Raw genomic sequence first — 12,224 nt, 5'->3', positions numbered from 1 at the left:
TATTCCCTTACGTAAATTCCATACTGCTATATCTGCTTCTGATTTAACAGATATGTTTCCACAATTTTTTAATCCAAAAACCTTTTTTGGTATTTCTGTAGTCATACGAATGTAATCATAAAATTTAGTGTTATCAATACTCATAAATTTAGATAGTAAATCACTCATTCCACTTGTATAACGATAACTTAAAACATGCAAATCCGTTGATAGAATATCTGGCAGAAAATTTTGTTGAACAGCTGGAATTGCATTTCTAAATAGAAAGCTTCCTGCACCATGACCTACATCAAAGATTATTCCTTTTTTTCGTGCTTCTCTTAAATAGTCATAGACATATCCTTCTGTATCTAAAATAGGCACTGGCCCTCGAAAACAATGTGTTGTTATATCACCGCGCCTTAGTTTACTCAGCAACAGTTCATCATATGGTCTTTCCTTCTTGAATACACCAAAGTCAACCATAATTGGAATTTGAATTTCTTCTTGTATTTTTTTTGCATAATCAATATCATTGAAATCTTTTCCATCATAATGAGCTATTTTTATTCCTACAATTCTGTCTTTATTTCTTTGATAACAAGATATAAAAGATTGAAAATCATTTTCCAGAGGATATTGTTCATCACGAAGACTTGTCATTCCTAAATCTGTTATATTAAGTAATGCGTAGATTTTAGTCTTTGAACGATTAATAACTGTTGAACGAAAATGATCAAAGTTGTAACTTCCCGAACTTCCTGCATCAATCATAGTTGTAACACCTTGCGATAAATTTATTAGGTCTGGTTGAATACTATAATCACCAGTCCATGATTTTTGAACACCTGTATTGTAGTAACAATGTACATGAGCATCAATAAGACCCGGTGTAACATAAAGACCTGATAAATCTAAAATAGATGTTGCTGTTTGATTTTCAAGACATTTATCAATTCTTGCAATTTTACCATCTTGGACAGCTATATCCATAACTTCATTAATACCATTTTCAGGATCGATAACATGCCCATTCAATAATAAATAATCATATTTTGTCATATATTAAATCGACTTCTTTATGAAGCCATTATTTTTTTCTAATTTATGTAAAGCTTCTTCTCTATTTAAACCAGTTAATATCATTACGATAGCTATTTTTGATGATTGTCCACTTTCAATAAACTTTTCCTCAGCTATTTCGTATGGACACCCGGTTGCTTCCATGATAATTTTCTTTGCTCTTTCTACTAGTTTTAGATTAGATGGCTTCAAATCAACCATTAAATTTTTATATGTTTTCCCAATTCCTACCATGGATGCAGTAGATAACATATTCAATACTAATTTTTGTGCAGTTCCTGCTTTTAAACGTGTACTTCCCGTTAAAACTTCAGGGCCAACTTCTACTTCTATTTTAATATCTGCATAATTTCCAATTAAACTATTTTTATTACATGCAACTGCGACAGTTCGAGCATTGAGACTTCTCGCTTTTTTTAATGCGCCAATAACATAGGGTGTTCTACCACTAGCTGCAATCCCTACAACGACATCATTACTATTTACATCATGATTTAATATATCATTTGCGCCTTCATCTTCACTATCTTCAGCACCTTCTTTAGCTTTTACAAATGCTGAATCCCCTCCTGCAATTAATCCCATTACTTCAGTTGTTGTTTGAAAGGTTGGTGAACATTCAACAGCATCTAGTACACCTAATCGACCACTTGTTCCAGCGCCTAAATAAATTAATCTTCCCCCTTTATTCAATGCGTCAATAATCATTTCTGTTGCTTGACTGATTGATTCTAATTCTTTTTCAACAGCTAAAGGAACCTGTTGATCTTCTTTATTCATCAAGGATAAAAATTCAATAGAACTCATCGAATCTAATTCCATTGTTAATTCATTTCTCTTTTCAGTTGAGAGTTTGTTTAAGTCAATATTTAACATCTTATTTCTCCCTATCTAATAAATTTAATACGTGTTTCTTTATCAAGATATGCTAATAGTGGTTGGTACTCTGGATGAATATATCCAATTACGTTTACTCTTGCATCACATTCTAAATCATCTCTTACCAAACTAACCTCACCTGAATATCGTCCATAAAGCTGGTTGTCCATCGTAATTGACCCCGCAGGTCTATTAACAGTATGGAATTGCTTTACAGTGCTGTCTCGTTGAATTGCTAATCGTATTAGCTTTCCGCTATCTGGTCGAATCGAAAAAATTTCGTTATACATATTTTCATAAGGTTCCTCAAGAGATACCTTCATATGAATTACATTATTTTCCATGTATTCATGTATATGCTTAATAGTTTCAATCTTAGCTTTTGAATCTCCAATCATGATTTCAGTAATTCCATATTTATTCATTAACTCAACTGAAGCAACGAATGGGTTTAACCCACGATGTTTTTCTAATGTTGGCAATCCTTCATATAATGGATATCGTCTTAAATCATCACCACAGACAAAAGCTTGAATTCTTAAACCCATTGAAACGAAATCACGATTTTTTTCCATGAAATAGCTTTCATCAAGTCCAGTATTTTTATGTGGGTAAAAATTATGAGTAAGAATGATTTTATCTAATTCTAATCCAGCTTTTTCACACTTTAGCAAATCTTCTTTAGTCATCACACTTGCATTTAACATGATGATAAAATCCTTTTGCAATTTTGCAATCTCAGATGGATCATCAAAACCAAAATCTAAGCGTATTGCTTTAAATCCTTTGTTTTTTAGTCCTTCAAAATCATTTATTGATAGATTTAACTTTTCAAATGTACGTGGTGAAACATCAGGCACAATAAACAAATCTAATTTTTGACATTGTGCAAGAAATATTGGTAATTTACTTTCTATATCCGCTTTATCATCTTCAGGAATATGGATTGATGTAAATACAAATTTAACCCCATACTTTGAAACCTCTTCTAAATAATTTAAATCTAAATCTTTAAAATACGCTGATACACCTAACATAATTTTTACCCCTTCATTCACTTAAATAGTTTCAATTAAACATGGATACATATACGATTTGTAATATTCGTAATCACCATTTTCAATTCCTCGAATAACTCCTGTTGTACGATAATAAGAATTGTATGGAACTTCATTGACATTCCCACTAAAAATTGTGTAACAGTTCAATGCTTTAAACCATTGATCCAATTCTTCTTTTGACATATGATAATTTGCTTGGGGAATAAATGAAATCAAATCTTCACAGTTTTCGCCATAAAGTAATTTAATATTTTTCCCGCGTTTACGTAAAATTTTAATTGCCTTTGTTACTGTCTCATAAGCATAATAATGGCGTGCATGCATTGTCCCTCGCCAGTGTGTAATAACTAACTCAACACCTTCTTTTTCAAAGTACTCAACTAAAGTATTTGCAAACACATCCACAGAAGGTAATTCTGCGGTAGTATACTCAAGCATATTACAATCACACCCAATAGTTTGGGCCGCTTGAATCATTTCTTTTTTCAAATTTTCTTGATATGCATGTTGAGTTTCTGAATCAACATCTCCTTCAAGGCGTCCTTTAACCAAATGCATCATTGTGCAATGTGCACCTTTCGCTGCATATTTCATCAATAGAGGACCACCCATTAGATCTGCATCTAATGGATGTGCCCCCACACAAATAACTCTTTTCATAATTGTTTCTACTCCTCAAATTTCTTTTCCATTAAGTCATACTCTCTATATACATGAACGCCATGTCTTTCATAGAATCTTTGACCAGCTCCATGTGTCCATAGGAAGTATAAATCAAACAATCGCTGTGACTTCATTTCTTTTTGCATTAAATCGAAGAGTATTCCTCCAAGCCCAAAAGATCTTAGTTCAGCTTTTACACCAAATGGTCCAAAACGCATTGGAAATCCATCCATTTTTCTCATACAAAATCCAACTACATCATCATTTTTATCAATACAAATTAAGATTGTATCTTCTGCTTCATTTGTTTTCATGAGTGAAAGTGCATTTTGTTTCCAACCACCACCAAATTCATTTTTCAAGAATTCTAATAGTTTAAATGCATAATTGTAGGTGAATCTTTCAAAGCGATAACCTACCTTTGCTAATTCATTTACTTTATCAATAGTTTCTTGTGGAACTTCGTAGTCAAATAGTGATTTTGACATACTAACTGCTTCACCTGAAATTTGATAACCATTATACTCAAAGAATTCTCGTGAACCTTTGTAGTTTATTCGATCGACACCTGGAAAAAAGTAATTTGGACTATAAGATGCTAAGGTGATTTTCTTAGATAATCCATCGTTTAGTTTTTCCTCAATACATTTCACCAATTGAGTTCCAATTCCTTTTCTTCGGTAGCTCTCTTTTACAAAAACAACATTAATCCATGACTTTTCTGGTTCAACTCCTCTCTCCAAATAAGGAAAGATACGTTTCATACCAAAGCCAAAACCAACAAGTGTGTTATTATCTACTGCACAAAACGCAAATTCTTGTCGAAAGTTTTCATCAAAAAGTACTTGCTTTCTAAAAATGGGAAGGGTGATAAGATCACTTGTTAAACATTCATTCCATAAGTTGACAACTTGGGCTTCAAAACGTTGATCGTATTGAGTAAGTGAGATATTTATTGCGTTACTCAATTCGTTCCCCCCTCTGCAATCAAATTTTCTTCTTTAATAGCTTGTTTTTCTAAAACTTTAAAGAATGGAAGGAAAATAAGTCCAATAATAAAGTAATTACCTAAACTAAATAATGCTGCAATCCAACTTCCACCTGTAGCCAAATATGCTGATATTGGACAAGGAACAGTCCAAGCTACTTGAGTTATAACTGGTGGTAAAATCGGAACAATTGCTGTAAAGAAATATGTCCAAATCCATAAGAATGACCACCCAAACACCCATGGGAAGAATAAGATTGGATTTAAAATTAATGGCAACCCAAACATAATTGGTTCTGCGATATTAAAAATTGATGCTGGTAATGCCATTTTACCAAGTGTTTTATAGCGTTTAACTTTAGATGTTGCTGCTAAAACGCAGATAGGTAATACTGAAATTCGAATGAAATAATTACACCATTCTTCAGTTAATAAATTTGGAATTGCTAATCCAAGTTGAAGTGCTTCGGCATTTTCAGTAAACATTTGAATCCAAACTGGTCTCATAACTGATTGAACGACATTTGACCCATGAATTCCTGTGAACCATAATAATCTATCCAAAAAGAATGCAAAGAATTGTGGAACTGGCCCTTTACCTGCTGAAACAAGTGGTTGAAAGCCATCATTGATAATTTGTAGCACATTAACTTGAGCCACTTGAGCTATAAGCCAATATGTTCCAATAGCAACCATAGATGGTATCAATGAAGTAAATGCATCAACAACCATAGGTGGTACACCTGCTGGCATTTTAATCGTAAAGTTTTTATTCATGAAGAAACGATAAATTTCGACAGCTGTGAACGAAATGAAGAAAGCCGCAAAGATTCCTGTTGAACCAAAGAATGTTGCAGAAACTACAGATTGTCCCTCAGCAGTGCTAAAGATAGGGTTGAACATCATGAATGACAAGAATGAAACTATCGCTGTGTTTACAGGTAAAGCTTTTTCTCCTTTTTCATGGTAATAAGCCCCTAAGTGATATCCGCAAAGAATTGCTACAAGTAGTGATAAAAGTCCTAATGTACTGTTAACACCCATCCATAACTTTCCTGAAAAGCTTGCAACAATTTTATCCCATCCAGGAATCGGTAAAGCCGCTGCTAGAATTAAGAATGAACTGAAGATTAATACAGGCATTGTTGTCATGAAGACACGTTGGATCGCTTGTAGATATCTTATTTGTGAGAATCGTACAAGCGGTGGAGCAAGTTTCGTTTCGATAAATCTTGTAAATTTTTCCATTTTTTTATCCTCCTCAAGTTATATTTAAATACATCTCTCATCTACTAATGATATTTTTTTTATTGATGTGGAATTTTTCCCAGTAATAGCTATTTAAAAAGTTGCAACGCAACTTCTTAAAATACATTTATTTAATAAAATCCACAATCTTGTTTACAATCGCTTTGCCATCAATCATACCATAATCAATCATGTCAATAACCCGAACTTCTTTATCCGGTAACAAGGATTTAATGTTATTTAGTTCAAAACGAATTTGAGGGCCTAAAAGAACAATATCAGCGTCTGATGCAACACTTTTTGCCGCAGTAACAGGATGTGCACTAACTTGACATTCAATTCCAAGTTGAGCTGCTGCATCTTCCATTTTTGATACTAAAAGACTTGTAGACATTCCCCCTGCACATAGTAAAATAATCTTTTTCATTAGGTTTCCTTTCTAATTAGTAGTTTAGAGATGTTATTTATTAACAATTCAATACATACGAAATTTAACATTTGTGAATCAACAAATCGCGTTTTACCTTCTGTGTTAATTGTTGGTAAAACAATAACATGGCTTACTTTATCACGATATCTAAATTTCGTATTTTGTGTAATAAGTACTGTTTTTTTCTTTCTATCACTTGATTTAATCATTGCATCCACAACAGCCTCTGTTGTCGCAGATAGTGAGAAAAAGATATATAAATCATTGGTAAAGTTTAGATTCGAATAGAAATGCATCGTCTCTAATTCAGTGATTGCTGCAGAATCAATGCCAAGTGATAGTAACCGATAGTACAACTGTTTTGCTGCTAAACCTGTTTCATTAATTCCAAATATTCTTATTTTTTTAGCATTAACAATAGCTTCAGCAACATCTTGAACAGATGATAATAACGATTTACTATTCATATCATCCAAACTCTTCTGTATCCAGTTAACTAAATCATTACTTTGTTCATCATTACTCTCATCAGCATTCATAAATCTTGTTAATTCATATTTAAATTCAGAAAATCCTTCATATCCAATTTTTTGACAAAAGCGAAGCAGTGCTGACTTAGATACTTTCATTTTGCTAGCAACCGTTGTAATGTTGTCTTTTACAACATCGCGAGGTTCATTGGTTATGGCACGAGCAATTTTCTTTTCAGTTTCTGTAAATTCTTTATGATGTATCTCAATTCGACTTAATGGATCCATATTATTAGTAGCCTTCCTTACTTGACCCTATTATAGACTCATCATTTCAAAATGTAAACGCTTTTTTAAAACTTTTTTTATCTTTTTGGTATTTTTCCCGAAAAGTATACTTTAGTCATAAATCAGGGATACTTTATACGCCATTAATCGTGAATATAATTCACTTCTTCATTATTATAAATTCCAATTTTCTCGCTTGATAAGAACCCTTATTTCTCTAGCATCTTTAAATGCTTTGTTGCCATATCTCTAAAACATCCTATCTTTTGTCTAAGATATTCATTCTTTGTATAGAATTCAAAGTAAAGAAAATCCACTAAATTACTTGAATATAGTTTAGAAAGTTTTTGCTTAAGTTGCATTGTGTTGTTTTCCATACTACTAACAATTTCATTAGTTATAGCATTCTTAATCACAGTACCTGAAAGCTTTCTAATTCCACCTTTATTAGCTTCAATGCAATGATGAATATCAATTATACTATTAATACTAATAAATCTTTTTTCTTTTAAAATTGAAAAACCCATATTAATACCTTGACGATATTGTAATACTTCCTTTGCAACATTTTCATGAATATTACTTACCATCTTTTTAAAAAGTTTATCGTATGTAGTGATGATATTCTCAATTTCTGATGACTCTTTTGCTTCACCCACATTAAGAGTAACATCATTCAGTCATGTATTATTAACGCGACTGATTTTTTAAGTTTTTCAGTCATAACATAAGTCAAATTTAAAGAAAAAGCATCCAACCGAAGTTGAATGCTACTTTTCTAAATGGTGGTCCCAGCCGGGATTGAACCGGCGACACATGGATTTTCAGTCCATTGCTCTACCGACTGAGCTACAGGACCACTTGGTTGCGGGAGAAGGATTTGAACCAACGACCTCCGGGTTATGAGCCCGACGAGCTACCAGACTGCTCTATCCCGCGATGTGATAATAAATTTTTTAAATGGCGGAGGAACTGGGATTCGAACCCAGGCGCCAGTTTCCCGACCTACCGGTTTTCAAGACCGGACCCTTCAACCACTTGGGTATTCCTCCATAAAGATTAAATTAGCTGGTGGACCCTGTAGGACTCGAACCTACGACCAACCGGTTATGAGCCGGTAGCTCTGACCAACTGAGCTAAGGGTCCGTATTCCGACCTCATAAACTTTAAAGCGATGGTAGCGAGGGTGGGACTCGAACCCACGACCTTCCGGGTATGAACCGAACGCTCTAGCCAACTAAGCTACCTCGCCATCAGTAATAAATAAATGGTCGGGATGACAGGATTCGAACCTGCGACCCCTTGATCCCAAATCAAGTGCACTACCAAGCTGTGCTACATCCCGTTTATTTAAATGGCGCGCCCAGTAGGAATCGAACCCGCAACCTTTTGATCCGTAGTCAAACGCTCTATCCAGTTGAGCTATGGGCGCATTTTTTAAACATGTCCTGTAATTTACAGTGCTATATTATAATAGCAAACTACAGGACAAATTGCAACATTAAATTACAAAAGAATAAAATAAATATTTATATCCCTTAATAATGTGAATAAACACCAATGCATCTTCCAAAAATACTACTTCATCGGTTTAAATCGCTTCAATCTTAATGCATTCGCTAATACTGATACGGAAGACAGACTCATTGCAGCAGCGGCAAAGACAGGATTCAATAATGGTCCTCCAAATGCATAAATTACACCTGCAGCAAGTGGTATACCTGCGATGTTGTAAGCGAAAGCCCAAAATAAGTTTTGTTTAATATTTTTAATTGTGCTCTTTGATAATTGAATCGCTGTTGGTACATCCATAAGATTACTATGCATTAAAACAATATCAGCACTTTCTATCGCAACATCTGTACCACTTCCAATAGCGATACCAATATTTGCTTGTGCCAATGCTGGGGCATCATTGATACCATCTCCAACCATTGCAACTTTTTTACCTTCGCTTTGAATCTTCTTAACTTCATTTGATTTATCTTGTGGCAACACTTCTGATAACACTCGAGTAATACCTACTTGTTTTGCGATTGCATCCGCAGTACGAGAATTGTCACCTGTAATCATTGCAACTTCGATTCCCATTTTCTTTAATCGGGTAATGGCTGAAATACTACTTTCTTTAATAACATCTGCCACTGCAATAATTCCAGCTATCTTGTGATCAATTGCGATAAACATCGGAGTTTTTCCTTCAGTAGCCAGACGTTTCCCTATTTCATCAAATTCTTCAATTGAAATTGTTTCTTCTGTCATGAGTTTCAAATTCCCAGCCAGTAATTCTTTACCTTCTATTTGAACTTTTATACCACGTCCAGGGAGCGCTTCAAATTGTTCAATTACTAAGAAAGATAATTGCTTATTCTCTGCTTCTTTTACAATTGCATCTCCTAATGGATGTTCACTTCCCTTTTCAGCAGAAGCAACTAATTGAAGTAATTTATTAGAATCTATCCAATCAGTTGTTAAAATATCTGTTACTTCTGGTTTCCCTTCTGTGATTGTACCTGTTTTATCAAATACAATAACTTGAATTTGATGAGCTGCTTCTAATGCTTCACCACTTTTGATTAAGATTCCGTTCTCTGCACCCTTACCTGTTCCTACCATAATTGCTGTAGGTGTAGCTAAGCCCAGTGCACAAGGACAAGCAATAACTAGAACAGATATGAAGATTGTTAATGCGAAGACAAAGTCTTTACCTGCCAACATCCATATAACAAATGCCGCTAATGCAATCAAAAATACAATTGGCACAAAATAACCTGATACGATATCAGCGAGTTTAGCAATTGGTGCTTTTGTACTTTGCGCTTCTTCTACAAGTTTGATAATTTGTGCTAATGCCGTGTCACTGCCAACTTTAGTCGCTTTGAATTTCAACATTCCATTTTTATTAATAGAAGCAGCGAAAACTTTATCACCCTTCTTCTTTTCAACCGGTATACTTTCACCCGTTAACATTGATTCATCAATGGATGAATTTCCTTCTTCAACAAGTCCATCCACAGGAATTTTGCTTCCAGGTTTAGCTAAAACAATGTCCCCAACTAACACTTCGTCAATTGGTGTTTCTATTTCTTGGTTATCTTTAATAATAATTGCTGTCTTAGGTGCAAGACCCATAAGTTTCTTGATAGCCTCACTTGTTTTACCCTTTGATACTGCTTCAAGTGATTTGCCTAATAAGATTAACGTTATAATTACACCTGCTGTTTCAAAATATAACCCTTCAATAAAATGGTGATTCCCTTGAATGATTTGAACTGTTGAATACAAGCTATATAAACACGCTGCAGTTGTTCCCATTGCAATTAAACTATCCATATTGGGTGAACGTAGCCATAGCGCTTTAAATCCTACAGTGTAGAACCGGTAACCCGCAATTAAAATTGGTATTGTCAATCCAATTTGAAGCAATGCGAAATTAACAGGATTGTGCATTGGATCAATAAACTGAGGTAAAGGTAACTTTACTCCTGGAATCATATGTCCCATTGCGACATATAAAAGTGGAACTGTAAATACCGCTGCAACAATGAATTTCGTCCACAAAACTTTTATTTCTTTTTCTTTACGTGCTTTATCTTCATCGACAGTGTTCTTGTTTTCAATTTCTTCCCAAGCATAGCCGGCTTTTTCTACGCCTTGGCGTACTGCGGCCTTGTTTGTTTTGGAAGGATCAATTTCACAACTTAGTTTTTCAGTTGCAAGATTAACTCGTACATTTGTTACTCCATCAATTTTTCCAACTGTTTTTTCAATAGCACCAGCACATGCTGCACATGTCATTCCTTTTATTTTCAGTGTATATGGTTTATTTTCTAAAACTTCTAGTGCTTTGTAACCTGCTTTATCAACAGCATTCGAAATATCATTTGATGAAATTTTATTTTCATCAAACTCAACATTCATTTTCTCTGTCGCTAAATTTACCGTAACGGATGATACACCCTCTACTTTGCCCACAACCTTTTCAATTCGTGCTACACATGAGGCACATGTCATTCCCTCTATATTAAATATTTTTTTCATAATTCCTCCTTAGTCTCCACAACAGCTTCCACGATTAGTTCTTGCTTGATTAGAAAGTTGTTGTTGAACTTCTTCTAAATCTATTTCATTCAAATCGTCAACGACAACAATATTACTTCTTATCATCCCCATCCAACATTGATAGTCAATGATATCTACTTCATTCGGTATAAACTCAATTTTATTTTCACCGATACTAAATTCATGTTGTATTTGAAAATCCGGGATATAAAACAAATTATTACATGATGTCAAATTTTCTTCTTCAACATTCACAATCCATTCCACAGGTACATTTTTTTCTACCACAAGAATTGGATAGCCATAATAGCTCAACTCTGTTTCAATGACTTGTTTATCATTGTTTCGTGTTGCAACAATGATATCTTGAGTAAGATTTTGAACATTTTGAATTCCATAAGAAGTTGTTTCGCTTTCTGTTTTAACAACATTGCGTTCACCTTTAATTATTACAAACCCTGTCCCTAATACAACAACAATGCCCAAAACTATACCTAATATTTTTTTCATAATTGAACTTCTCCTTTATTATTTTGTTACCGTGATACTACTTCGGATCATATTCATCCAACAACTATAAGGAAATATACCAGCTTCAGTGGGTGTAAATTCTACCCAGTTATCTCCTTCTTGAAGTTTTATTCGAATTCCATATTCAGGGATTACCACTTCATTATTGCAACCATTTAATACTCCTTCTTTTACAAGAAGGTTAAATTTCACAGGAATATTCTCTTTCACCGTAATTGAGCTATATGAACGTGATCCAACTTCAATTTCAACAATTTGGACATCATCAATAAGACTTGATTGATTTCCATATACTTCGGTACCAAATGCTAAGAATCCTGACATACTAATTCCTGTATTAATCATTCCTAGTCCAAGAAGTACAACTAATGCAGCACTTATCTTCATCATTGTTGCGGTTGATTTTTTAGAGAGCATCGTTCCTAAGAAGCCAAATCCAAACATCAATGGTAATGTTCCTAAACTAAACACAAACATTGATAATGCCCCTTGGACTAAACTACCTGTAGATAATGCGAATAACTGCATCGATTGTAAAGGCC

General features: G+C 34.0%; 12 protein-coding genes and 7 tRNA genes. All 19 read right to left on the bottom strand.

Translation table 11 applies throughout. From position 1 onward, the window contains the following. On the bottom strand, positions 1-1,041 hold a 1,041-nt coding region (locus tag RSB60_RS08430; protein WP_332615721.1), incomplete at its 3' end, for an amidohydrolase family protein. 3 nt (positions 1,042-1,044) lie between these two features. Further along, a complete protein-coding gene (gene murQ, locus RSB60_RS08425) occupies positions 1,045-1,938 on the bottom strand; it encodes an N-acetylmuramic acid 6-phosphate etherase (protein ID WP_323380801.1) in 894 nt (297 codons plus the stop codon). A gap of 11 nt (positions 1,939-1,949) precedes the next feature. Beyond that, a complete protein-coding gene (locus tag RSB60_RS08420; protein ID WP_332475909.1) occupies positions 1,950-2,978 on the bottom strand; it encodes a MupG family TIM beta-alpha barrel fold protein in 1,029 nt (342 codons plus the stop codon). A 21-nt stretch (positions 2,979-2,999) separates the two neighbouring features. Then, complete coding sequence (locus tag RSB60_RS08415; RefSeq protein ID WP_332475908.1) at positions 3,000-3,662, bottom strand: PIG-L deacetylase family protein; 663 nt, start codon at positions 3,660-3,662, stop codon at positions 3,000-3,002. 8 nt (positions 3,663-3,670) lie between these two features. Next, on the bottom strand, positions 3,671-4,633 hold the full coding sequence (locus RSB60_RS08410; protein ID WP_332615717.1) for a GNAT family N-acetyltransferase: 963 nt from the start codon (positions 4,631-4,633) through the stop codon (positions 3,671-3,673). Then, entirely contained in the window at positions 4,630-5,901 is a 1,272-nt protein-coding gene (locus RSB60_RS08405; protein WP_323380805.1) for a PTS sugar transporter subunit IIC, read from the bottom strand. Before RSB60_RS08405 ends, RSB60_RS08410 begins: the two co-directional genes overlap by 4 nt. 127 nt (positions 5,902-6,028) lie before the next feature. Beyond that, positions 6,029-6,328 (bottom strand): PTS sugar transporter subunit IIB, encoded by a 300-nt coding sequence (locus tag RSB60_RS08400; RefSeq protein WP_323380806.1) that lies wholly within the window; start codon positions 6,326-6,328, stop codon positions 6,029-6,031. Continuing rightward, positions 6,328-7,089, bottom strand: coding sequence for a MurR/RpiR family transcriptional regulator (locus RSB60_RS08395; RefSeq protein WP_323380807.1), 762 nt, complete (start codon positions 7,087-7,089; stop codon positions 6,328-6,330). The genes RSB60_RS08400 and RSB60_RS08395 overlap by 1 nt, the downstream gene beginning before the upstream one ends. Positions 7,090-7,298: 209 nt before the next feature. Next, positions 7,299-7,748 (bottom strand): Fic/DOC family N-terminal domain-containing protein, encoded by a 450-nt coding sequence (locus RSB60_RS08390; protein ID WP_332615715.1) that lies wholly within the window; start codon positions 7,746-7,748, stop codon positions 7,299-7,301. A 124-nt stretch (positions 7,749-7,872) separates the two neighbouring features. After that, positions 7,873-7,948 (bottom strand) — tRNA-Phe (locus RSB60_RS08385). Between the two features lie 3 nt (positions 7,949-7,951). Next, positions 7,952-8,028, bottom strand: a tRNA-Met gene (locus RSB60_RS08380). A 22-nt stretch (positions 8,029-8,050) separates the two neighbouring features. Beyond that, positions 8,051-8,141, bottom strand: a tRNA-Ser gene (locus tag RSB60_RS08375). A gap of 17 nt (positions 8,142-8,158) precedes the next feature. Further along, a tRNA-Ile gene (locus RSB60_RS08370) sits at positions 8,159-8,235 on the bottom strand. 29 nt (positions 8,236-8,264) lie between these two features. After that, positions 8,265-8,341, bottom strand: a tRNA-Met gene (locus tag RSB60_RS08365). A gap of 16 nt (positions 8,342-8,357) precedes the next feature. After that, positions 8,358-8,434 (bottom strand) — tRNA-Pro (locus RSB60_RS08360). Positions 8,435-8,444: 10 nt separating this feature from the next. Beyond that, positions 8,445-8,521, bottom strand: a tRNA-Arg gene (locus RSB60_RS08355). Positions 8,522-8,667: 146 nt separating this feature from the next. Continuing rightward, on the bottom strand, positions 8,668-11,130 hold the full coding sequence (locus RSB60_RS08350; protein WP_332615713.1) for a heavy metal translocating P-type ATPase: 2,463 nt from the start codon (positions 11,128-11,130) through the stop codon (positions 8,668-8,670). 9 nt (positions 11,131-11,139) lie between these two features. After that, positions 11,140-11,661 (bottom strand): hypothetical protein, encoded by a 522-nt coding sequence (locus RSB60_RS08345; protein ID WP_332615711.1) that lies wholly within the window; start codon positions 11,659-11,661, stop codon positions 11,140-11,142. Between the two features lie 18 nt (positions 11,662-11,679). After that, positions 11,680-12,224: sulfite exporter TauE/SafE family protein (locus RSB60_RS08340; protein ID WP_332615709.1), on the bottom strand; the 545-nt coding region annotated here is incomplete at its 5' end.

Origin of the sequence: Anaerorhabdus sp., from assembly GCF_036657415.1 — a bacterium.
Taxonomy (GTDB): domain Bacteria; phylum Bacillota_I; class Bacilli_A; order Erysipelotrichales; family Erysipelotrichaceae; genus Anaerorhabdus.
Note: the sequence above shows the minus strand (reverse complement) of the source record. Positions and strands in the feature narration are given on the sequence as shown.